This is a genomic window from Paenibacillus sp., from assembly GCF_035645195.1.
Taxonomy (GTDB): domain Bacteria; phylum Bacillota; class Bacilli; order Paenibacillales; family YIM-B00363; genus Paenibacillus_AE.
Genome location: NZ_DASQNA010000030.1, coordinates 13,872 through 39,454, shown reverse-complemented (window position 1 = coordinate 39,454; position 25,583 = coordinate 13,872). Strand labels below are relative to the sequence as shown.

16 protein-coding genes are annotated in these 25,583 nt (G+C 42.3%); 7 read left to right on the top strand and 9 right to left on the bottom strand.

The features are described 5' to 3' along the window. Positions 1-2: 2 nt before the first annotated feature. Genes dndC through VE009_RS15215 form a run of 7 tightly spaced genes read left to right on the top strand, consistent with a single transcriptional unit; the run spans position 3 to position 7,521 of the window. A complete protein-coding gene (dndC, locus tag VE009_RS15245) occupies positions 3-1,400 on the top strand; it encodes a DNA phosphorothioation system sulfurtransferase DndC (protein WP_325009035.1) in 1,398 nt (465 codons plus the stop codon). Continuing rightward, a complete protein-coding gene (gene dndD / locus VE009_RS15240) occupies positions 1,397-3,385 on the top strand; it encodes a DNA sulfur modification protein DndD (protein WP_325009033.1) in 1,989 nt (662 codons plus the stop codon). The genes dndC and dndD (VE009_RS15240) overlap by 4 nt, the downstream gene beginning before the upstream one ends. Before the next feature lie 17 nt (positions 3,386-3,402). Next, complete coding sequence (gene dndE / locus VE009_RS15235) at positions 3,403-3,786, top strand: DNA sulfur modification protein DndE (protein WP_325009031.1); 384 nt, start codon at positions 3,403-3,405, stop codon at positions 3,784-3,786. 2 nt (positions 3,787-3,788) lie between these two features. After that, entirely contained in the window at positions 3,789-4,916 is a 1,128-nt protein-coding gene (locus tag VE009_RS15230) for a cysteine desulfurase family protein (RefSeq protein ID WP_325009029.1), read from the top strand. A gap of 22 nt (positions 4,917-4,938) precedes the next feature. Then, complete coding sequence (locus tag VE009_RS15225; protein WP_325009028.1) at positions 4,939-5,139, top strand: DNA modification system-associated small protein; 201 nt, start codon at positions 4,939-4,941, stop codon at positions 5,137-5,139. After that, positions 5,136-7,151, top strand: coding sequence for a DNA sulfur modification protein DndD (gene dndD, locus VE009_RS15220; RefSeq protein WP_325009026.1), 2,016 nt, complete (start codon positions 5,136-5,138; stop codon positions 7,149-7,151). The genes VE009_RS15225 and dndD (VE009_RS15220) overlap by 4 nt, the downstream gene beginning before the upstream one ends. A gap of 4 nt (positions 7,152-7,155) precedes the next feature. Next, entirely contained in the window at positions 7,156-7,521 is a 366-nt protein-coding gene (locus VE009_RS15215) for a hypothetical protein (RefSeq protein WP_325009024.1), read from the top strand. 69 nt (positions 7,522-7,590) lie between these two features. Here VE009_RS15215 and dptH read toward each other — a convergent pair whose 3' ends face one another. The 9 genes from dptH to VE009_RS15170 form a co-directional block, all read right to left on the bottom strand. Next, positions 7,591-12,846 (bottom strand): DNA phosphorothioation-dependent restriction protein DptH, encoded by a 5,256-nt coding sequence (gene dptH / locus VE009_RS15210; protein WP_325009022.1) that lies wholly within the window; start codon positions 12,844-12,846, stop codon positions 7,591-7,593. Beyond that, positions 12,827-14,200, bottom strand: a complete 1,374-nt coding sequence (dptG, locus tag VE009_RS15205; protein WP_325009020.1) for a DNA phosphorothioation-dependent restriction protein DptG — start codon at positions 14,198-14,200, stop codon at positions 12,827-12,829. Before dptG ends, dptH begins: the two co-directional genes overlap by 20 nt. Before the next feature lie 7 nt (positions 14,201-14,207). Further along, positions 14,208-16,499 (bottom strand): DNA phosphorothioation-dependent restriction protein DptF, encoded by a 2,292-nt coding sequence (gene dptF, locus VE009_RS15200; protein ID WP_325009018.1) that lies wholly within the window; start codon positions 16,497-16,499, stop codon positions 14,208-14,210. A 342-nt stretch (positions 16,500-16,841) separates the two neighbouring features. Further along, entirely contained in the window at positions 16,842-19,040 is a 2,199-nt protein-coding gene (locus tag VE009_RS15195; RefSeq protein WP_325009016.1) for an ATP-dependent helicase, read from the bottom strand. Positions 19,041-19,845: 805 nt separating this feature from the next. Continuing rightward, entirely contained in the window at positions 19,846-20,517 is a 672-nt protein-coding gene (locus tag VE009_RS15190) for a hypothetical protein (protein WP_325009014.1), read from the bottom strand. 4 nt (positions 20,518-20,521) lie between these two features. Then, a complete protein-coding gene (locus VE009_RS15185) occupies positions 20,522-21,880 on the bottom strand; it encodes an AAA family ATPase (protein ID WP_325009012.1) in 1,359 nt (452 codons plus the stop codon). Between the two features lie 601 nt (positions 21,881-22,481). Next, complete coding sequence (locus VE009_RS15180) at positions 22,482-24,458, bottom strand: glycoside hydrolase family 127 protein (RefSeq protein WP_325009010.1); 1,977 nt, start codon at positions 24,456-24,458, stop codon at positions 22,482-22,484. Between the two features lie 156 nt (positions 24,459-24,614). Continuing rightward, the gene (locus tag VE009_RS15175) at positions 24,615-25,184 is read right to left on the bottom strand and encodes an SF0329 family protein (RefSeq protein ID WP_325009008.1); all 570 of its coding nucleotides are present in this window, start codon (positions 25,182-25,184) and stop codon (positions 24,615-24,617) included. An 88-nt stretch (positions 25,185-25,272) separates the two neighbouring features. Next, entirely contained in the window at positions 25,273-25,578 is a 306-nt protein-coding gene (locus VE009_RS15170) for a hypothetical protein (protein ID WP_325009006.1), read from the bottom strand. Positions 25,579-25,583: the final 5 nt, after the last annotated feature.

The following is a 25,583-nucleotide window of genomic DNA, read 5'->3' as shown; positions in this document are numbered from 1 at the left end:
TTATGTTAAGCGGACTTCTTAACTTCTCCAATCGAATTGATCAAAAAATAAAAGATATTCAAGAGATGTACCTTGCCGACGAACGTCCGTGGGTTGTCGGTTATAGCGGCGGGAAGGATTCTACTGTTGTAGTCCAACTCGTATTTGATGCATTACGAGGTTTGCAACCCGAACAGCTCCACAAGAAGGTTTTTATTATATCCTCGGATACATTAGTGGAAACTCCGTTAATTATTTCGTCGATTAATCGAACCTTAATTCAAATTCAAAATCTGGCATTAGATACTGGAATCCCGATTGAAACACATAAAGTGAAACCGGCGGCAGAAAAGACCTTCTGGACTTCACTAATCGGTAAGGGCTATCCGTCGCCGCGTCAAAAATTTCGCTGGTGCACGGACCGTATGAAAATTGACCCAGCCAATAAATTTATTTTGGATAAGGTGTCTCAGTTTGGCGAGGTGATCATGGTACTGGGCGTACGGGACTCTGAGAGTGCAACGCGTGCCCAAGTTATGGAATCCCATACGATCGATGGAAAGACACTGATGCGACACTCCACACTCTCAAACGCATATGTATATGCCCCTATTCGAGATTTTTCATTAGATGATGTGTGGGAGTACTTGTTGAGTAATCACGGCAAAACACCGTGGGGCACCGATAATAATGAACTTCATGCTTTATATCAAAATTCATCCGGTGGAGAATGCCCACTGATTGTCGACAAAGAAATCAAGGAAAGCGCCGGTTCTTGTGGAAACAGTCGATTCGGCTGCTGGGTATGTACCGTGGTCAAGGAAGATAAGGCGCTCATCGGGTTTATTGAAAGCGGAGAAGACTGGATGACCCCGCTCCTTAAATTCCGAAACTGGCTATCGGAAATTCGTGATGAACGGGAATATCGGGAAAAACATCGAATGAATGGTTCTATTTACTTCGTCGGAGAAGGCGAAGACCGGGAGTTAGGATTAGGGCCGTTTACTTTACAGGCAAGAAAAATGATTCTTAAAGAACTGCTTATTACACAAAAGAATACAAGAAACCCTTACGATCCGGATTACAAGTTAATTCAGGAAGACGAGTTAAGAATGATCCGTAAATTTTGGCTTGAGGACGGGGATTGGGACGATTCCCTCCCTACGATATACAGAGAGGTGTTCGGAGACGATCTAGATTGGGAATATAACGATCGTCCATTGTTTGAACAAGATCAAATAACGGATCTGGAGCTGCTTTGTTCCCAGTATGATGTGGACTTAGACCTCTTGAAGAAACTGATCGGGATAGAAAAAAACTACCTAGGGTTTAAAGTTCGACGAGGTCTGTTACAAGATTTCAATAAAGTATTCAATCAAGACAAAGTTCATTTCGGAAAAGTGGATGGTTATAAACAATGAAATTTATTCGACTTCGATTAATCAATATCGGCGCTTTCCACGGAAATTATGATTTCGATTTACGCACGGAGTCAAGTCAACGTAACGTTGTGCTGTTTGGGGGAAAAAACGGCGCTGGAAAAACAACGATTTTAGAGAGTGTAAAACTTGCTTTATTTGGACCGTTAGCTTATGGGTATAAAACGGAGTCAATACCGTACTTTGAAAAAATTCAGAGCAAATTGAATAATGTTGCCCGAAAAAATAAAGAACAAAGGTTTCAAATCATCCTAGATGTCGAAATTGTTGAGGACTTTCAAAAAAATCATTATACACTGCTCCGAAGCTGGACTCCTACAAAAAATAGTTTGAAAGAAGACTTTACTGTGCTTCGGAATCGGGTGGAGTTGTCTATATTAGAGCGGGAACTGTTTCAGAATAAACTGCGTGAAAATACGCCTCCTCAACTTATGGATCTCTGTCTATTCGATGGGGAAAAAATTTCACAAGTAATTTCTGACGAAGTCCTGTCTGATTATTTAAAAGAAAGCTCCAAGGTTATGTTTAACTTAGACTTATTTGAACACTTGGAATCAGACCTGGCTTCTTATCTAAAGCTGGAAAACATTCAGAATACACTTACTGCAGATCAACAAGAAGTTATAGAGCTGAACTCTCGGTTTGAGACACTTCAGTCTCAAAAAATGAACCTAGTATCCGACATTGAACGTATAGAACAGGAACTGGAAGACAACCATGATATATATAAAGACTTGGTTCGGAACTACGAGACGCATGGTGGCTTGTTAAAGGATCAACGCGAAGCGCTGCTTCGCGAACAAAACGAAATTGAACTTAACCGGAAATTAATGATGGAGTCGACGCGGGAAACTTTGTCTTCATTACTCCCATTTGCACTTGTTAAGCAACAATTAACCGATATTGCCAAGCAAATGCAAAATGAAATTAAATACGAACTGGTTGAGAACGTGGATACCCTCTTCCATCCCGACGGGTTACAACATATTCTCAACCAGATGCAACGAAGAGGAAGCATTTCGTTGCAACAGGCCCAGGAGGCCGCTTCCCAATTGCGCGATGAAATGGTTGCTTATCTTTCTAACCAACTTCCTGCGCCGATTCACAGGGCTTCATTCGAGCAAAGAAGCGAAATCCAGTCCATGATTGTTCAATTGCAAAATTTTGATTCTCAAGCGCTCAAAGAAAGCTTCAAGAAAAATGCGGATCTTATTAAGCAAAGTCAACAAATTCGGAAAAAACTGTCGGAAAACGACGAAACAAGCGAACTACACGATTTATTAAATAAAATCTCGACTACGCAAAGCACAATCACCTTGTTGGAGCATGAAATCGAACAAAAGAAAGTTATCCAGGCGGAGCTCGAAGAGGAGATCCAACGAGTCAACCACTTGCTTCTAACAGCAAAGGAAAAACAGATCCGAAACAAGAAAAACGAAAACATATTTTCAATATCGACTAGGGTTGCTGAAGTGAGCAAGCACTTCCGGAAGATCCAGCTTACGAAGAAACTACAAGAGGTAGAAATAGAAACAGTAAAGATGCTTCGGCTGCTATTTCGTAAAGAACTGTTTGTAGTACGAATCTGGATTCATCCGGAAACTTTCCAGTTAAAACTCTATAATGCTCAAAACGAAGAAATCTCGAAAGATATCCTCTCTGCTGGCGAGAAACAAATATTGCTTTTATCAACAATGTGGGCTATGGCAAAGAGTGCGAACCGAAGGCTTCCTTTTATATTTGATACTTTATTGGGGCGTCTGGATCAAACGCATAAGAAAAGTATTATTCAACATTTCATTCCAAAGTGCGGCGAACAGGTCATCATCCTCTCAACGGATTCGGAAATAGACGAGGAGCATTACAATTTAATTTACCCAATCGTCGCAAAAAACTACCTGCTTGATTATAGTACCGAGGATTCAACTGTGCATGTGTTCGATCAATATTTCCAATTCTCAAGGTAAAGAAGGTATTGAACCTTATGCAATTTCGTCTTAAGACTTCAAGGGAAACAGCAGAACGCCTAAAAACTTTGCAGAATTCAACAGGCTACACGCCAAATATCCTCAGTAGAATTGCGGTATCACTCTCTCTGCGAGAGTCGGGCGAAATTCACCATGCTAATGTTAAAGACCAGGGGGGCCTTGAGTTCAATCGCAATACCCTGACAGGAACGTACGATTATATATTCAAAGCACTTATTACGCAATACGAAGGCCGCGAAGTGACAGATGAGGAGTACTTCCCCGGACTGTTCCTTGCTCATCTAGAACGTGGCGTAAAACTCCTCGAAAACGAGTACCAATATGCTGGAAATTCCGAGAAGTTTATAATTAACCTTTTGGGTAAAACGGAGGTTAGCTGATCGTGATCTACTTTGATAACGCAGCTACGACACCGCTGGATCCGGAAGTTAGGGAAGCCATGCTCCCGTATTTGCATGAGTTCGGTAATCCTTCCAGCAAGTATTATCCTATTGCGGAACGAGCTAAAGAAGCAGTTCAAGCTGCACGTAACAGTGTCGCAGAACTGCTAGGTTGCGACGCTGAAGAGGTGATCTTCACGAGTGGCGCAACGGAAAGCAACAATATGATCATTAAAGGTGTCGCCGACGCTTTCTGGGGATCCGGGAAAAATTTCGTTACAAGCGCAGCTGAGCATTCTTCGATCTTGGAAGTTGCGAACTACTTGCAAACCAAAGGAATCCGGGTCGAATTAGTTAATGTGGACGCTGCCGGTCATGTAAACATGGAACAGTTGCGCCAACTAATTACACAGAACGAGCCGCCGCTTCTAATTAGCATCATGTGGGGGAACAACGAAGTAGGATCGCTTAATGACATCGCTACAATTTCGTCCCTATCAAAACAATACAACATACCATTCCATACGGATGCTACCCAAGTGTTAGGGAAAGTTCCAGTCTGTCTAGCGGACCTGCCGATTCAATATGTTTCAATATCGTCTCACAAAATTCATGGTCCGAAAGGTATTGGCGCCGCCATCATACGAAAAGATGAATTGGGGATTCGCCCGCGCTTATCCCCATTAATTCATGGTGGCGGACAAGAGTTCGACTTACGTAGCGGAACTCTTAACGTTCCAGCCATCGTTGGGTTTGGGAAAGCGGCAGAGGTAGCGAAACGGGATCTAACCATAAACCAAAATCATATCGCTTCATTGGAATCTTACCTTACTGCAAAACTTAAAGAGCATTTCGAAAGCATTGTTACTTTTAATTCTCCTTCAAGCAACAAGTTGCCCGGCATTGTGAACGTGAGATTTAAAGGGATACACAATGAGTTGTTAATCAAGAAACTTGCTCCTTATGTAGCCGTTTCTAGTGGTTCGGCTTGCAGTAGCAGTAAGCCCTCCCACGTGCTTAGCAGTATCGGGTGTAGCCTCGACGAAATTCGTTCCTCAATACGAATTTCTCTTTCTAAATTTAATACCATCGAGGAGATTGAGAAATTTATTGGAATACTGCGCGGGTAATGTTTAGAAAGGATGAACTCCTATGCGTAAGATGAAGGAAAAGGAGATCCAACTACTGTCTAAAATATGCAGGGAAAATGGACTTCCGATGAAACTCGTATCCGAACTTTTGAAATCAGCAAACAAGTTCTCTTATGAGAATACAGTCGAAGCAGCAAGACTAAAGGAATACCGTGAATTAATCGATTTTTATGGCAAGGATATTAAGGGTGGTTTGGAATGATCATAAAGAAACTGCTTCTTCAAAACTATAAAACTTACTACGGCGTACAAGAGCTTGATTTATACATTCCAAAGGCCGTTCGAGAAGAAGGTCAACAAAACATCATACTGATTGGCGGATTAAACGGCGCAGGTAAAACGACTCTTCTCAAAGCGATTCATTATGCCTTGTTTGGCGAAAGAGGCTTATCCCCCGCCGAGCACAAAAGGCAATTTTCAAATGTTTTAAACAATACGTTCTTCGAAGAAGGCGGAAGAGAGTGCTCCATCTGCCTTTCATTGGAATTAGGTGGCGGTGAAGAATGGGATTTAGTTGTCAAATGGACATTTAATTCCAATAAGGTGCTCGTTAATGAAAACCGCGAAATTAGTGTGCGAAAACCCGGCATGATGGGTGGAAGAAAAGCGAATGTAGAGAGCATCGCTGCTTATTATCGTTACATCGATCGTATGATTCCATACCATGCCGCTCCGTTTTTCATTTTCGATGGCGAGGAGATCAAAGAAATTATTCTTCGCCAGAACAGCCAAGAGATGAAGGAAGCAATCCATAAAATCAGCGGAATCGAAGCTTATAAATTCCTTATTAAAGATTTGGAAATTTTGAGGAATTCCGTTGCCAAAGATCTAGCCAAAGCAAAAAATCAAACTGTTGTTACTGGCCATGCAAAACGTCTTACAGAAATCGAATCCGACCTTGCGGAGCAGGAACAAAAACGGGATGCTTTTGAGAAAGATCGGAAGCAACTACTAGCGCTTCTTGATGAAGCGAAAAGAACTCGTAATGAAAAGATGTTGCTCAATTCGCGATCAAGGGAAACCATTATTAATAAGCAAGGCCAAGTCGCACAGAAGTTGGACTTTGCCGTAAATAGCCTCAATGACCTTATTCAAACGAAAGCCATTGAGATCATACTTAGTGAAAAAATACAATTACTCCAAAATCAACTTCGTAAAGAATATGACTTGCGTCAACGCCGACTGATTCAAGAAGCAAAGTTAACACCTTATTACACATTCTTTAATCAGCTAATTCAGCAGCCAATTACACCGCCGCTTTCTAACGAGCAGCTATCTCAACTGAGAGAAGCGGGTGAACAATTGTGGAAAAAAGAGCACAATATCAAAGACCAGCCAGAAAGCTCTGGGAAGGAATTACACGATTTATCTCCCGCTGATTACAACTACCTTGTAAATCTTCCGAAGACAGACAAGAACAGTGTCGTCCGTCTCGTGAATCAGATTGACGAGCTCCAACAAGAACTGTCTTCGATTGAAGCTGAACTTCGCAATGCCCCGGAGGCGGTAGACGTAGCGGAAGAGAACAGCAAAATCGACTTATTAACGAAGAAAATCGGTGTGTTAGATGTAAAGATTAGAACTCTCAATAACAAAATACAAATTCTGAAAGAAGAAAAATCTCAAGAACAAGGAAAACTGACCCGCAGTTCGACAAATGTGGACGATAGCGGGCGGTTGGCTCAACGGTTAAACAACATTACTAAATTGGAAAACGGGATGCGTCAATATGTTCAAGAAATGACTCAACTCAAAGCAGAGTTCATTAGGGAAGAATTTGCAAAAATGCTTACCACTCTCTTCCGGAAGCAAGATGAGTTTGGGAAAATTGAGTTTGACGTCAACACATACACAATCCGCCTATATAATGAGCGCCAACAAGAGATCAGCATTCAAGATCGCTCGGCCGGCGAGATGCAAATGATTGCATCCTCTTTAATTTGGGCATTAACCAAGGCGTCGGATTTGTCATTACCAATGGTAATTGATACCCCACTCGGGCGCCTTGATAGCCAGCATCGCAATCACTTAATTCATCACTACTATAAAAACCTAAGTGAACAAGTCATAATTCTGTCTACAGATACGGAAATAACCAAGGAATATGTTTCTTTAATGAAACAACATTCCTACCGCCAATACATGTTGGACTACGATCAAAAGAAAAAGTACACCATAATTCGCGACGGTTACTTCGACTTTGTAAAGGTGTGATCCAGTGTCTAATCGCAAACGTAATTTATCCGGAACGGGAAAAGAATTGTTGGACTCGCTTTGTGCAAATGCGGGGGTTGATCGTCCCACAGCACTAAGAATAGCTTTAGCCAAAGGTATTGCGCTTGGTAAATACATGCTTGAGCCGCCGAAGGATGAAAAGAACAAATGGATGATCCCGGATGGATTGATTAGAGACCGGGAATATCTCCTTTTCAAACATCTTATTGTTCAGGAACTTCAGCAAACTATCGACGATGAAACTGTAAGCGATTATATGCTTGCGTACATTGAAGCGGGGCTTAGGGCACTGCAGCAAGTTGCAGAGGGTCAATCCTCGCTTGAGGACTTCCGAATCAAGATGTTGTAAATGAAAGTGGCCTGTAGACTTGTTCCTATTGGAACTTCGTCTACAGGCCTTTTCATTCTTAAAGGGTGGCTATATTCGGTCTTTGAGTGGGGTTATGTTTACTACAGTCACAGTAGGGGCCGATAGCGAACCACCATCTTTAAGAATGGGACCGTTAAAAACACATTGTCCCTTCCTCAAATTGGAAAGCAACTGCTCCACTTTCTTTCGTTCCGTCGGATCATTAGCGAGGTTTCCGGCAATATATGAAATTTCTTGCTCGGGTTGTGCAAAGTACAACTTTTGACTTGAGTTTTGTAATCTCGCTAACTCGTCGTTCCCTAGTTGTGCTTTTAGGAACTGTGTGGCGAACCAGCCGGACCAACCGAATTTTCTTCCCTCTGTCAAAATCTTCGTCGTAGGCGAATTTTCACTATGATCTAGATTTTGAGCCTCGTCTAATACGATCGGAATAGGCTTCATTTTATTACCGGTTCTTATGGAGTAATTCCATAGATCCCATAACACGAACTCCGTTAATATTAATTGCACTTCCCTTGGGTAACCGGTGAGTTGAATAATGTAAACTTCGCCAGTCCCATGTAAGATATCGCCCCAATTAATGGGGTCGCCATCCGTGAAAGGATCTCGATCAATGAATGGACGAATCTGGGATAATGCAGTTTTAGCATATGTCGAACCATCACTCTCCAGCTCTTGTCTTAACTGCTGAAGCGTGAACTGGTCCCCATATTGACTTAAGCCACGTAATACTGCATCGTAAATCGCATTCAATTGTTGAATCCCAAGGGACTTGTAAACGGAAGCGAAGATACTCCTGACCCTCTCTGCAACGTCCGTATCTCCTTCTGGGAGCGTGATCCCGCCAATATTCCGTATGTTTTTACGGAACGGATTCATCGGGAATTTATCGTTAAACACTACCCGCTGGATCAGTTTGGGTCCGAGATGTTCTATGAACTCCGGTTCCAGCTGATTTGGCAAAAACCCCTCAGTATAGTCGACGACGAGGCTCGAAATCCCTTTCTTCGATAGTTCAAGCAATAAGCATTGAATCAAATACGTTTTTCCTTGCCCCGATTTTCCAGATATCAGAAAATGTCGATTTGCGAGTTCGGCATGCCCATATTCCCAGTAAATTTTCCTCTCACTGTTCTCTGCCTTACCGATAAGCAATCTTATGTTCTCGACCGAAACTTCATCCATAGCGCCCGTTTCGGGTTCTTCCTGAGCAATGTTACTTGTTGCCGAGCCTTCTTCCGTGATGGGTGAAACTACCGTTAAAGATTCTCCATCATCTGCATCGGTTGGATCTGTTAACGTCTCCTCGATTGTTTCCGTCTGTTCCTCTTCACTTTCCTCAGCTGACCCAATTTCGTCGTCTTGTTGATGTTCAGCACTTTTAGTCGACTCAGGGTGACGGTCACTTGCGCTGCGATCTTGGAGATCATCCTGATTGATCCGGTATAGAGAGGACAACATGCGCTCTCGAATAAAATCGTTATCCTGATATTGAATCCAAGTTCTCGTGCTCTCCATTGATTTGGTCAGTATATTGTAACCATCCGCTTCCGGCAACGTTATATACGTAATGCCATCTTCAATAGAAGAGCTTCTGACATACGCGGCCTTTTCGAAAGAAAGAACCGCTCCATCACCGATCAAGGAATTCACATGGTCAGAAATCGCAAAATCATCCTTGAGTAACTTCTCAATATATTCAATTGGAAGCAAATACTCGGGTTTTTCCGGCCAAAATTCGCTTTGATGGAGTTTCTGTGCATTCGTTATAAAGAGTTGCGCGAAAAAGTAACGGTAAAACATGCTCGTAAACGGCATATTCGAATTCGTTAGCGCATCAATTATAACTTTCTTTGTCTTATGCACCTGGTCTTTGGCTTTCCCAATGACCGCTCCATTGTTAATTCCGATCTTAACCTCCACAGGATAGAAATGCATTTTCAATTTGTTACCCCGGTCTTCCAGCCCGACTAATAGCAAATCATCACTGTGAGCTCCGGTTACTCCCAAATTCTTTGCAGAGAACACGCCCTCCGATTTGTTTAAACTGACGGCTCCGGCGACCCTCAGGATCTCCTCCAATGAAATCGGGACCCATAAAATATGGGGATGGTCAAAAAATGCAAGGGAAAACTTGATCGCTGAGATAATGCTGAGCTTCTCCCTTGTAAAATGTCCTTTACTCCCAATAATACGAAGCAGCCATTCCCCGTTAAACGTATTAAATGCTTTTACCGTATTCTGAATTCCCTCATGGCTTACTTCCACCTGTTTTCTGCTTAGCACATCTTTAATTACAGCATAGTACTGAGCCGATTTATCCGTAACCGTAATCGCATCATATTTTGAAGTCGTCGAATATTGATCGCTGTAGTGAATCACAACAAGATTCTTAAAGCTGTGGAAGAACTCCAAGTCAATATTAGAATCAACGAACGTAACCCAATACGAAGCATTGAAAATCGCTTCAAGCGTCTTCTCGTCAGCTGTTGTCGTCCTTGAAAAAATCGCCTCCGCCTTGCGATATGCGTCATTTCCGCCATTCCTCAAGTTTGCCGCAATCTCATTGAGGTAGTAGACTGTATTCATCAACACGTTCTCGGCTTCAATTTTATAACCTTTTACACCGAACCCGCTGCGATAGTTCTCTTCCGACTTCATTGCGGGTACAAACGAATATAATCCTTCCAACGCAACGCCAGCCACCATTTCGTTCATCGGCTGCAAGGCATCTTTTTCTTGCGCCAGCATTTTGTAGAACGAAATGTGAGCATATTTGTAGTTATGGTTTTCTTCCTGTTTATAATAAGTTAATTTCGTGCGAATCGTGCGTAACAAATCCGCAGCGTCGTACTGTTTTGAGGATAGCGAGATTTCGAATTTTTCCTGCAGCTCTTCAACAGTAGCTACTCTCGAAAACAAATCGAATGCACTTTGGGACTTGCTGCCTCTATACAATGTTAATTCTAGTGCGTGAACGCTATCGATTCCCTTACGTTCGATTACTCGAAGCATCCACTGGATGATTCCCCTTAACACCTCGGTATCATTCTCAATGTGAATCAAGTTAATCTTTACCGGCGCCTTGGAACCCTCCGCTAAGAGATAGCCGAAATGCTCTTCGAATTGATGCAACTTATCTTCGATCACCTTCGCCAAATACTTGTTGGCATCCGAGACAGAAACTTGACTTACCGGTTTGTAGACCATCCACTCCATCAACCGAGTCTGCGGTTCCGGCTTATACAACCTGTCTTCCTCATCATATAGGAAGGGTAATAAAGCATCTGGTCTTAACCGATTCAGTATATTGCTATCAACTTCCTCGGAACCTAGAAGTTCGTTCAACTGCAGTTGATACGCGACAAGCAGCGGGTGGAACGGAGTGAAATAAATAACGTTATTTGCCCTAATAACGCCTAACTTAAACAGCGACCTCCCGCGCTCCCCAGCCTCTTTATTCTCTTTAAACGATTCGATCACGCGCGTGTAAGCCTTCAAGTATTCCTTAGCTCTTACTACCATCTCATCAGTATAATGAGTCAGGCTGGGGATATTTCGAGTCGCTAGAAATTGATTTACAAATCGGCTATAGGCCTCACGAAGATCCTCGTCAAGTTCGACATTCACACGGACTAAATTACCAGACATGTAGGTAGCCGACTTGTAACCTTCTTCAATCCATTTCATTTCCCAATCGAAAAACTGCTTGTCTTCTCCATGCATATAAAATTCCCGGTTGCCAAGCATTAATCGATTGTTTTTCCATTCGAAACTCCGCTGACTTTCACGCTTCAACTTCCAAATACGTGATCCTGTGATCGGAATAGACTCTGGCAGCTCATTGACGAGTTTTATTGGAATCGCAGTATTGCCATGTGCAAGCTGAAGACGGAGCGTCTCATCATCGGCAAAAGCATCCGGTTGTGGTTGTACAACCAACCTTCTTTCACTCGGGATTGTTACCGTTTGACCATCTTCATTCACATCAACAAGCGTCTCTTCCGAACCTTGGCCAAACAATAGACGACTACCTTCAAATTGGATTGAGATATATTTACCCTTTACGTTAACCGAGTAGGCTGCCCGATAGTTTTCAAAGTAAGTCGGATCCAATGGAATTACTGCAATATGTAATTCTGCACCAAGTGCAGACTTATTGTTATGCTTGTAATCTACCTTCGTAAAGACGCATTGATCTGTTCCTTGGATCTCAATTTGTAAGTTGGTTTTACCGACTTTCGTAATAACCTCTTTACCAGACGTGCGCAGAAACTTCTCATGTAGACTTTTTACTTCCCCTTCAAGAAGAAAGGATACGGACAATTGGACCGATGTCGCACGACCTGGGTTAAATAAAAGAATATGTCTTTTTCTCGTGCCCGCCTTCGTTTCTTTTACCGGTTTGTCCCATAGGAGCGTCTTATCATGATACTTTATTGCCTTCAGGTCTACCTGGGCTTTCATTGAGTTATCATGCTCTTGCTTAGATTTTAAGATTTCTGAAAATGGGAGAACCGCCCAATCTTCCCCCTCCAGTTTTTCCCTACCCTTGCCGGCGAATTTCTTGTCTAGTTCCTCAAAGTCCAAGCCGAAATCATGGATGTTCTTCACAAAATCGAAGAGCTCGCGGTTTACATCCAACCGTTCCTTTAGCTTATTTCCCTTGAATGTATCTAACTCCGCATCTTTGAAAAGACCTAGCGCTTTATAATCTTCATCTTGGATCGAACCTACCTCCAGGATGCGAAAAATTTCCTCAAAATCAAATATTGTGATTTGTTGGAACATCTGCTCCTGCAACGTCAATTCCATACGATCCAATAAAATCAACTGTTCTACCTTACTTAAAACGCTGTTTTCGATTTCATGCTTTAAGTGGGCAACAATCGAGTGCGCGTGTAGAGGCATGCCCTCTTTCGAGAGGTCACTGCTTCCACCTTGAATCGAGTCCAATTGGGAGGATACGATGCTTAATAAAGCTGTACTCTCCCACTCCCCCTTTTGCTCCCCTACCTGATTACGTAACGTTACCAAGAAATCCGGTTTTACAGTGTTCGACGTGTATGCAACAACGAGGTCGATCCCGTTAATAGGAATAGCAAACGTGGTATATGCTTCCCCGTATTGGTGCTGGTATACAAATGGTTTGCACTCGGGATGCATATGCAACGCTTTGGCCATCTCTTCTACATCATTCTCGTGATCTAATTGAAGATAGTACCGCTCCCCCGGCGAGTTTAACTCTCTCTGGAAGAACTGAAACAACATCTCTGCAATCTTCTTAAAGAATGGGTTTGACATATTGAGCATCTCCACTGTCACTTTTTTTGTCCAAGATATTCAAGGTGTCGAATAATTCAATGATCGCCTTTTTCGAAAGCCGATCAAAATCGACTCCACGTTTCGTAAACTCCGTGAACAGAGCATTTAATGGCATACGAGTTTCCTTAACACAAACTGCCGTCAACAGTAATAACATCTCTTGGGTCATATTAAATACCTGGCCTAAACTGCTCCGGCTTTTGATTAAAGTTTTCCCTCCAAAGGCGGGAAGATTTTTACCGTATTTCATTGCCGCTTCTTGATTTACTCCCTGTTGTACGGTTTGGAATAGCCCTTTCATCGCTTCGCCAAGTTCGTTGTAATCTGGAAACTGTTGATTCTCGCCATCCTTCAAGAATGTTTTCCTGTAAGTACGTAACCATCTGTTTATACTGTTGACAAATTCAATCCGATTATCATCCGAAGCCAACCTCTGATCGATGTCAACGTATGTTAAGAACGGTTGCCCTTCCGTATCGGAGTGCATGCTTAACATAGTCATAGTATGCACGTGAACAAATAAGTTCGGAAGCTTATCTTTTATTGCCCGATAACCTAGCTCCTCGGTAGCTTTGCGCCTTTTACTTAATGTCTCCCACTCCAAGGCGAAGTAAAATGGTGTGGCCTGACTATAATCTGCATGTAAGAAACGCTCAAATTTAAAGGCTAGTTGACAGATATACATAAAGGCGTAAAAATGTGTTAGTAAAGGGAAATGCGATAAAAAGTAATCTTTGTATTTGCTTAGGAATAGCAGGTCTTCCCGGTACATTGCCGACAGAAAAGGAAGCAAACCTTGATGTTTGGATTTCTCCCTACGGTTTACGGACACAACCTGGAGATTATTAAGGATTAACTCCGTTAACAAATCATCCGCTTGTTTATCTTTAAAGATCTCCGCTATATTGCTGTCGCCCTCTACAAGCACATCTGAAATAAACGCCGCATACTTCCGTAGGCTTTCCTTATCCGGTTCTGGTAGGTAGTTGTAAATATACGGATGGAAAACATTCATGCTACGGTCATTTCCAAAAAGGAAATATCTCAGGAAGCGCTCGAGATCTAACTGCGCCTCGTTCTTAAAGTCAATTTGGCTCGTTAATTGTAAAATAAGCGGGTCTTCAAATTCCAATTCATCCTTGTGTTTTTCTGGAGATTTTATCGCATGGCCGCATATTTGACGGACATACTCACCTATGAGTACGTCAATCCCCCCTTGGAATTCGTTCACCTGCTTTGTTACGAAAGGAAGAACAGGATTTACAGGCGTTGATTGGGGGTGGTTATTTCTATAGCTCTTTTCTAACTGTTCCTGTTTCAACATTATTGTCATCCTCTAATTACTCCTTTTCAAAAACAAAGCCGGAGAAGTCATCTTTGTATAGTTTGTACATACGGGAGTCCTGGGGGAAGTGAACCAATAATTCCTTCTTCTTTTCCCCGAGTCTCATTAATCTCTCGACAAACTCCACGAAATTTACAGCATCTTCTTCGTCCTTCTTATTAGGACAATAACCGTTTAATACTTTTTGCAATAGTTCAAATAGTGGATAGTCGATTTCCAAACTAATGCTTTGCTGGTCGGGGGATCGGTAGGCTACCTTAATCGTATTGCGAAACTTCTCCAATTTCTCCTGCGGTAGCTGCGTAATATGCGATACATCCGGTTTTAACTGTAGTCTTTGTGCAATCCGAATCATATCCGTTGGTTTGTTAATGTACACATAATCCCTTAATGGAGAGCCTCTCCAGTGATGGATTGCTTCCTTCGTTTCTTCGTAAAGAGTTTTGAGTGCCTCTTTCTCACCTACATTAACGCCAAAAAGCAATTTCAAGTATTTTTTGTAAATTTTCGAACTAGTTCTCTCATAAAACTCCGGGTTTGTTAATTCCGCTAGGCGGATGATGAATTCACAGTATAATGAGAAAACATTGGGAGCAAACTCAACCTCGTCTGATTGCTGAAATACTTTTAACCATCTCAGTGCAACGTCATTCGTTATGTGAGCTTCTACAACCTTCGACCAGTTGCTCGAGGTGTTTAACTCAATAATAATATTGTCCGTGTGTTCATTTCGTTTGTGAATTGGGTCTAGTTCATGCATGACCCGCAATATAAAGGAGCGTTCCCGGCGTTTAAACATTAACGTTGGGACGGACTGTTCCATTCTTTCCAAATCGCCCATGAAATCGAATGGCGTCATGTCGTCTGGAACGACAATGTCTGCAATAAAGTTGAGGAAGGCCCGGGCAGAAACGACCAGTTTGTACTGAATAATCGCCTGGGTAATAAATTGTACAACCTGTTTCCGAACAGTCGGGTTCTGCATGAATAAATAATTCTCATGCAACATCGTCTTCACGTTTCTAGTCAGGTCTTCTTTATAAGCTAAGTAAAAGGGATTCCCTTCGTTCGGGGCAAAAACTTTCTCAAGAATTGCAGTATAAAAACTCGATTCCGCCCCGTTCGCTGTAATCTCGTATGGATGGTAATCACTGAAGCTTAATATGTCGAAATAATCATCCGTCCCGTTCGTTTGTGTAACTTCATTTGAAAACAGTCCGCTTTCATTCACATTGCGTTCTAGACGGCTGTACGTTACTCCTTCTCGACTTTTCGAAGAGATGAAATTGTGCAAAATCCCCATATTTATGGCTAAGATCACTTTTCTTCCCGACGTAGCGATTCGTTCATCGGAAAAATCCCTCAATATTTCATCCAACGTTTCCATAGCATCTTTCGTAGGCGAGAAGCTCTCTGTAGCATCATTAAAAACTTCATATTTCTCCAAGAGTTCCGGTCTATTTTCTTTCAAATAGGCCAGAAGATGCGACTTCCCGTCACCAACATTACCGCATAGCAATATCAAGTTTGAGTTTGGCGAGTCTTTCCTACGCCTTAAACATTCTTCTAGGTCGATTTGAACTTTGCGTTCCACATGCAGATACTCTTTATATTTACTGAACGCATTCGCGTTCTCAATCGCTTCTTTCGACGAATCTCTTAGTCTTTTCATTTCCCGTAGCAAATAACTATGTCCTGCGGGTAAATTCAACTGAAGCAAAGATGGATTAGTTCCCGGAACCGCCATTTCCACACTTTCTTCAGTCATTGGCAGTTTGCCGGCTTGTTCTGCACGAACCATCTCCATAATTTTCATTACTTCTGCTTTTAATTGCTGAATTTCCTCCGAGTTTTCGGAAGGAGGTTTCGGATATGCATAATCAGGTACCGACGATTGGAATGATAAATACGTTTCGTAATACCATTTAAAGATCATGTACACTGCTCTATGCAGCTTTATTGCTTCACTTAAATCATCGTAATTCGCATTATGTGCAGCTTTGTTCCCCGCCAGACGCACTGTGTGCAGCAAACTTTGGGTTTCTTTAGTAATGTACTCCTTAGTGCTTAATAATGAGATTTTGTCGTGAAGGCTTAAATTTTCCTGGAGAATGATTCCTTCTGTTTGAAATACCCTTTGAAGTATCTCCTCCACAAATACCCGGGCTTTCAACATCGCGCTGGCCGGGTCTTGGTAAATTAACGTTTCCATTTTGTAAATCAGAGTGGCCAATTCGTCGTTCCATTGCTCAATAAATTGAACCAAACTAGACTTATTCGTAGTCAATTAAATCAACTCCACAGGGTAGGGTAATGATAGATTAGCACTATAAAAACGTTAATTAGCATGTGTATAATTAACATTGTATCAGAGTAAGTAATATATGTAACCATTTAACATATTCGTCACTATAGAGAAGGAACTTCCCGATCGTCCATACTCAAATAGTTTTGTCTAATAGACAGTATTTACAATGAAAGGGAAATTAAACGTTGAAATTGACTTGCTCAGGGTTCGAATACGTTGGCATTTACAATGAAGTTCTTACGCCTAAAACAAAGAAGCGGAAAAGCCCGCTTCCTTTTTCGTCTCCCAAATTGTGTTTTGCTGCACGGACCCTGGCTTCCCTCATACCAACTCCAGCAATCCCATCTCCAAGCATGTCTTCACCGAGAGCTTTTTAAGCTCCGCCTTGACCCTAATTTCGATCGTATCTTCGCTTAGCTGCATGATTTCGCCCTGTCCGAACACTCGATGCTTCACGAATGTTCCGATCCTCAAATCAGCCGTCTTTTGGATCGCGTTGGGATTGTGCAGAGGAACCGCTGTCTCTTTCCTTTTTCTTACCCTTACCGGCGGCCCATTGTCGTTTGGAATTTGCTTCGGCGGGTTCATGATGTTCCGGACGTTCGTTACAAATAAGGACTCCGCAACTTTTTCCCCATCCCTCTCCCGATAAGAAATGAGTTCCAAATGCTTCTTCGCCCGCGTCATGCCGACATAAAATAGGCGGGTTGCTTCTTCCATTAGTTCGACTTTCTCCTGATCGTCTTTAGACGGGATGATTCCTTCAATCAGGTCGATCATATATACGTGCTCAAATTCCAATCCCTTAGAGCTATGAAACGTCGAGAACGTCACCGCGTTTTGCCCTCTTCTGGATTTGGAAGTTTTCAATGCCGATTCCAGATATTTGAGCCGATTCGCGAAGTCTTCCATCGTAACAAGCGTATCGGCAATTTCCTCTAACGTGTTAAGGATGCCCACCAAGTACTCTTTCCGGAATCCAAGGCGCTCGCACATCTTTTCAAGCGACTTTTCGTAACCTAACCGATCGCGAATAACGCGGATCGCGTGACGCGGCGGCATGCCTTTCATCTGTCCGAATGTTTCCTTGCACGCCTGTAACAGCTTGACCTGATACTCCTGCAACGGGACGTGATTCAGCAAATTATCGAACACGGACTCGTTGTTGTCGATTTCTTTCAGAGAGGCCATTTGCTGCTTGCTAATATAGCCGTTCATTTTCAAATGAATTTTCTCTAGTAGGTCGGGTCGCTTGTCCGTAAAGGTCATGCGCATAAAATTTAAAATATCCTCGACGACCCAATGCAAAAAGAACCGGTTGTCGGCATCCTTCATGTAAAACGGAATCCCTGCCCGGTCAAATTCATTCATTAAAGAAATGGAAGAGGAATTGTTACGGTACAATACCGCCACTTCGGAAAGCTGCCCGATCTCCTGAATTGCTTGAACCAAGTACTTGGCCTGGTAACGATAATCCGCCAAACTTATGATCTTCACCGGCTCGATTGGCGGATTCGCAGTAAACATATTTTTGTCGTACCTGCTCTTATTGCGCTTTATGAACTGATTGGCGATATGGACAATATCCTTCGACGAACGATAATTCTGCTCCATCAGTAGGGTCGTCGCATTAGGGTACACTTGCTTAAAGTTCAACAGGTACGACGGCTCCGCCCCGCGCCAGCTATAGATCGCCTGATCCTCGTCGCCAACGACGCAAAGGTTTCCGTGCTTCCGAACCAGCTTTTCGATAATCGCGTGTTGAACCATGGAAGTATCCTGACTCTCGTCCGTAAGGATGTAATCAAACCGGTCCTGGTATCTCCGAAGCAGCTGCCCGTCCTTCTCTAGCACCTGCTCCGCTAGGGTTAGCATATCATCGAAATCGATTAACAACTTGTTCATCGACCTCTTGAATGCCTCATACTCGCGTAGTAATCTTTCCGCTTGCGTCACACTCGTTTTTACCGTTGACCAAAGATCGGCAGGAACCATCTTGTTCTTGATAAAGCTGATGTACGTCGTCAGTTCGTCCATCTGATCGTCGGTCATGTTTTCCCCGACAATGGTTTTGAACAAATTTCGTAAAATAAACTTCTTATGCAACGGCAGATCGTTCGTGTCGAGCTTCACCTGCTCCTGCGGATCTAGGTCGCCTTCGATAATTTGAAAATTCGTCCTTGTTCGACGGAAATGCTCTTTCACAACCTCGAAAGCGAAACTATGAATCGTGGAAAAATCAACCGGCGGAAGATGGGGAAAGAAACGTTTGAACCGTTCCTTCATGTCGTTCGCTGAAGCCCGGCTAAACGTGACCGCCTTGATCCTCGCCGGGTCGACTCCCTTTTCCTCAATCAAATAGCCAATCCTCATAATAATGGTCGTCGTCTTCCCCGAGCCCGGAGACGCCAACAACAGCAACGGCCCCTCCGTTTGAATGACAGCCTTCTTTTGCACGTCATTTAGGGAGACGCCGATGTCGTTTTTCTTGCGGGTAAAGAAATCTTCTTTTACCTTCATGCTTTTACCTTTCAATGCTGATCTCGTGGTGTTTATTATACCATCGTATGAAATGGAAAAAGAGGAGTTTGCGACTCCTCTTATTGCCTTGTTATATGGAAAAATTATCATCCCTACGCTTATCAAATGTGAAAGTAAGAACACCCCCTGACACGGTAGGCTTCCACTTTGAAAAGAATTTAAACAATTTCAGATAATTTGTCTAGTCATGAAAACACTTTCCCAATACTATATTTTCTCAAAATGTACTACGATATAGATCATTAAAAATACTGCATAATTGAATGCTTTAACTACATCTTCTCGGTCAAGTTTAGTATTCGCTTACTTCCAACTCTTCTGTCAGTAGAACTAAGTACTTGTTATCTGCAGCTACAAAATAATTTCAGATTTATCAGGTAAGAGTGTTGCTAGGAGTTAAAAAGAAGCTTACATAGCTTGAAGGCGAGTTTCCGTCCCCTACTGCATCAATTAACCAACTCGGGAAAGTTATAGTCAGCTAATGCGAGAACTCAAACTGAACAAAGTCGATAGGCTGCCCGCAAAATTTAACTTGAAATACCGATAAGTCAAAGAATGACACGGAACATTAAGTTGTAGGAATTCCACCGGCAAAGCCTAATCTTGAGAATGATGACTATAAGCTCATTCATAAGATTAAAGTTTATTCCGACGCAAGCATCAGGATATTACACACTTCTTTTCGGGGCGTGAAACAAGCGGAGGAAATCATTCCCCCACCCAATTTAAGTAATGCTTAACACTCCACATGTGCGTAATCAAATGGGATTCAGCATTATAATCTTTACTGATTTGCTACCGCTGACAATACCGATGCATACATTTTATCTACTTCTTTAACATTAATAAGTTTGGGGCTATTCATTTTCACTATTCCGCTACCACCAAGACCCTTAATATCTTCCTTTATATATGACAAAATTGTATTTCTAACATTTGAAGTTTGACTAAGGAACTCCATCATAAGTGCAAAATCTTGTATACCATCCTCCCCAACTTCAATATCGACCATTATAAAATAATTCTTCTCAACGAGTGCGAAAGACTGCCTCTCAGTTTTTGACATACCAAACTTTGCTGATTTAAGCACATAATCTAATACCTGAAAGCTATCAAAGATTTTTGTTCCAAATTCAAATTTTCCGATTTGTTTAGAGATTTCTTCCTCGACATTTTTACCTGAATCCTCCAATCTTTCCAAAAACGTGTTGAGTCCTTTGAATTCTATAAAATCAAGTCTATTCACCTGTGGTATAATTTTCAAAGCATCACATGACTTTGGTTCTTGCATTTTCCATTTAGAACTGTTAATTTCCGCAATTATCATACGTTTTGTCTCATCGAAATCAATTACTTCGGTAGTAGAAACCTTGCAGCATGATTTATCTATATCTTTAATCGGTAATATTTTAAAAATTCCATTTTCAACACCAAAACTCAATAATCTCTGTAACATCCAGTTAGTTCTCCCACACTAATTTTTGTATTGGCTCAGACAACTTTCTAAATGCTTTATTTAGATTACCGTTAATATTCTCAATATTCACGTGATTATTCCCACTTTCTTTTTCTGCAAAGTAATAGTTAATTCTATTTTCATCCATATCTGAATTCTCAGCGAAAACTTTAAGTGCTTGTAATATGTATGGACTATGAGTTGTAACTAGAATGTTAATATCTCTCTTCACTAGCTCAATAATCATTTTACAGTATTCTACTTGCCACTTCGGATGTAGGTGAATCTCCGGTTCATCTAAAATAATAAGTGTCCTTTCATTAAGTAATCCTGCCTTTAAAAGCAGTTGGAGTATTCCAAAAGACTTAATTCCAGTGGCGAGATTCCCAGATTTAATATTAATGTCTTTTTCGATAGATTTTTTTGAATAGACAAAGTCTCTTTGCTGTTTTTTAAAGGAAACATCTCCGCCTATTAAATTAGAGATACGGTTAAATAGTTGGATATCTTCTTCTTCTGATTGTTTATTAAAACTTTTAAAGTATTGAGCATTTTCCATCTTATTAATCAAATCTTTCAAGTGAAAAGCAATCTGTACCTTTTTTGAGGCACGGTTATGGACTATAGATGATTTCGTGAAAAGTTCCTCTTCTTCAAAAAAAGCCGTACTTTTAGAAATTGCATCATACATTTGAAGCACCAAAGGGCTTTCTATATAAGTTGCATCACTAAAGAAAAGCTCATCAAAGTATTCAATTCTATCAATTTGGTCTTTTATAATGGATATTTCTAAAACCTTGTTATTCCCCTCAGTACATTTGATTAAAGATTCATTTTCTATGTATTTATTTGATATTTCAGAATTAAACTCAGACATAAAAGCTAATTTTAAAGCTTTTACAATGTACTCTTTTTTTTCGTTTGTATAAATAATAGATGAGCGTAAATTTAATAATGTGTGTACTGTTGATTCCATTATTCTGGTTGGAAGATTCAAATTTTTTATTAGCTCAATTTTTTGACTCAGTATTAAATCTATATTCTCAAAATTCCCAACATCTAGCGAATACTCTATATCTCTAAATATTCTAGGTGGTAAAAATTCTTTCCTTAGCGCTTCATGCTCGTTAAAATCAACATATTTTCTTAACTGAAAATAAACGGTTTCCAGCATATTAAAATATGACTTTCTAGTTTCCTCGGCAAAATCTTCAGAATATCTTGTAAAAGCTTTGATTATGGAGAACAAGACCTTACCTATTGTACTTTTACCGGTATCGTTTTCTCCTGCAATAACCGTTAAGCCATTAATTTCTATATCCGCTTTACCCAACAAACCAATGTTCTTCATTTCTAATCTCATAACTCTTCACCTCATTTGTCTGACTCACTTTATTATATACTTCTTTATTAGCATTTCCATGATTTCATAAAATAAGATGGAGAAGTTTCAAATGTATCTAGAAAAAAATCCATCGGCTGCACTTTGTTTGGATCTCAAGAAAGCATCGTTTCGAGCTAACGGAAATAATCGTAGAACATTTGAACTGCTTGTTGTTTGATTTCTACCGAATAGCTCTAATTCTCTGAACGGACTTCCAAACCCTAGACGCAATGCAGTCGCCACCACCATCCTTTTAAAGTGCTTGTGTTACTGATATATTTCCAGTCGCCCCCAGTTAGTGAACCTACTCCGGTTTCAAGTTCTCTCAAGATGGAGAGTTTCTCTTTTACGCTATACTCGATAATGGGGCATGAAAAAACTCCCCTCGGCAACCAGGTTTTATTATTTCGCCTGTCTACGTAAAGGGGAGCATATCAGTACCGGTCCTGCTGTGCTTTATTTCTTGATGTATTGTTGAAAGTTTCCCATCTCAAGAAACGCGGTGAACGTCCCGGTTAGATGATCTTTTGGCAATTCAATCCCACCAACAAATCGTCGAACCACATAGGTTTGTTCGAACTCACCCAAAATACAACGGCAGCCACACCATCATTTCACCGTTGCCGCGGTTGTCCCAGGCGAAATAAGGAATCATTCGGACACGGACTCGCTCCAAGCCTTGGACATCCAAGGTCTGATATAATGCCCCCCGGTCCTTATCTTGCTTCCATTTCATCGTTACGCCTTCCGTCTCTAAGGCCAGGACCTGTTTGCCGCTGATCTCGTAAGGGACGGTTTCGAATGTAGCGGAGGTCGGCAGCATGAAGTCTGCCAGTTCCGGGAGGGGCACATCCGGCGTCTCCAGGCAGTACACCAACGGACCTCTCTCCACGGCAACTTGGTTGACTGTCTCTTCCAGATAAGAATGAGCTACGGTCAGACGAACCGGCATCTCCAGCAGCAACTCAATTCTTGCTCCGTCGATCTTGGAAAGATCAACGCTGAAGTAGCTGGAAGCATGGCTTTTGTTCAAGTCCGCGATCTTTTCGCCGTTGACCGTAATGGAGCCTCCTGCTGCCCAGCCGGGAATGCGCAGCTTGACCGCAATCGGCACATCCGTTTCCACATCCTTAAATTCCATGACGATGCGCCCATCCCAAGGGTATTCCGTCTTCTGCGCGATCGTGAAGGCTGCGCCGTTATTCAGACGGAACTTCGCCGTATTCGCTCCATACATACCTGCGTAAACGGAATCGTCGGAAATCATGTAAGCGTATTCGCTAGACTCTCCAATAATTCTGGCCATATTCGGCGGGCAGCAGAAACAAGTCAGTGTACCTTTTCTTTCCAACGGCCACATGAGTTCATGATCTAAATGTTTCACTCTTCTCAATGCGTTTTGGTAAAAGTATCGGTCGCCCGACAAACTCACGGATGCGATGGTTAGATTCAGCATGGAGCGTTCGATGATATCGAAATATTTCGCTTGCGGGTCGATCGCGAACATCCGTAAGTTCCACATGATATTTCCGATCGTCGCACACGTTTCGTTATAAGCCGTAATATTAGGAAGTTGGTACTCGTATCCGAACGCTTGATGGACAACGTTTTTCGACATGTCGAAGCTAAACTTGCCATAAGGCGACGTACCGGAATAAAGCGCTCCAATACCGCCGTTTATGTAGAATTTCTTGTCGATACAGTTTTCCCAGACGGAATCCAGTACTGTCTTCAGCGCTTCTTCCCCATTTTCAAGATAGAGGTCCGCGACGCCTGCATACAGGTAGGTCGAACGCACGCCATGGCCGACGATCTTTCGATGTTCACGCAGTGGGATTCTGTCTTGATTATCGTCGGTTCCGTTTTTCACCAAGTCCCTCGCTTGAAGGGCCAGCTCCGCCAGCTCCAGATACTTACGGTTTCCGGTCGTTCGGTATAATTCCACGATCCCCATGTAGTGAGATGGACAGACCTCCGTTAATGCCTCGCCCTTTCGAATCTCCTCTTCGTACAAGTTTTTCAAATAGTCGGCAGCCTTCTCCGCCACCTTCAGGAGGGAATCCTTCCCCGTAATACGCTTATAGGCGCAAGCCGTGGTCATCAAATGACCGAAGTTATACACTTCGAAATCATTGACATTGCCCAACCGGCTGTTGCCTCCGCCATTCCGATCGGCGATGATCTGCTTGGTGGAGATGTATCCGTCCGGCTGCTGCGCTTTGCTGATCAGTTCAATATAATCATCCAAGTCCTTCTCTAGCTCTTTGTCTCCGCGCTTGGCCACAACGTACATGGCCGCTTCCATCCATTTATAAAAATCGCCGTCTCCGAACGGCGTTCCTTCGTGTGTTCCTTCGTGAATTCCAGCCGCCACGCGGAAGTTTTCTACGACATGAAACGTCGGCGATGTATCTTCGAACTGATTCCGAATATGAGGAACCGTTACATCCGCGCAAACGTCGTATCTTTCCTTCCAGAAGCCTTCGTTCCAGTCGATATCCTGGACGGGTATCGAATGTACTTTAGCATACTTACTTTTTCTTGTGTCGATCAGCATTGTACTTCCTCCTCGGTTCGCTTCTTCCTTCACCCCCATGATATCACTCATGATTCCTGATTGTAACCGCTTTAATAAAGTTTATATTATAAAATGTGGAAACGGGAAATAGCCGACTCGTTGCCGAGCCGGCTGTGTGTAAAACGTCGCCCCCATCTATAACGTACTGCGCCGCAGCTCATAAAAATACTGCACAATGGGATGCTTTAGCTTTATCTTCTCGGACATGTTTTGGATCCGCTTTTTTCCGACTCTTCTGTCCACCAAAGCCAAAATATTCAATAAGATGTCGTTACTCTCTAAGCTTTCCTCAACAGAACTAGATAAAAATTTATTCGCTGCATCGCTAAAATTGGATTTACTTAATGCGGCTTGTGCTGACAAAAGCTCCTTGGCATATTCCGATAGTTTTCTACTTCTTGCAATGACTTGTAGACGATCTTCCGGAACGTTTCCCTTGGTGTCTTTCCTGACCGTTTCAAGATCTTCCTGGTTGATAGGAATTTGGATCTCCGGATCATTCTTAATTTCCTGCTCCGATTGATACCATCTGATGGAGCTCGTTGTATCGATCATATTGAGGATGTTCTTTTTATCTACGGCGATATAACAAATTCCGGATTTATCGGGTAAATACCGGTAACCGGTTGCCCGGTATTCGACCCTTCCGTGTAACGCAGGACTGAGGAAACTCTCCAGATTTTGCTTCAATTTGCTCCAGGACATGTATTCTCCTATGCTCTCAAAGCCTTTTTTTTGATAACAAACAGCCGACTCGGGACTGAGTCGGCTGCTACCCTCGAATACACTTGCTTTACGCTTTCCCCTGCTCCGCCTTGGCCGCCTGCAGCATCGCTTGCCAGTTCGAGAACGTCGTCTCGCGCGCTACGTACCGATCCCACAGTTCCTCATGGATGTTCGCGATGTCTTCCAACGTCTCCGCTTGGAAGTTGCCCTTCTCCAGAAACTCGGCGAACGTTTCGGATTTCGAGTACCGTTCCATGAATCTCTTGTTGAACAGATCGTGGATGCCGACATTTTCGGGGTTGTTTTGGTTCGCCTTTTGGCCTTTCAGTTCCAGCAGCAAGTCGTCGAACGACATCGGTTTGTTCCTTTTCAAATGAC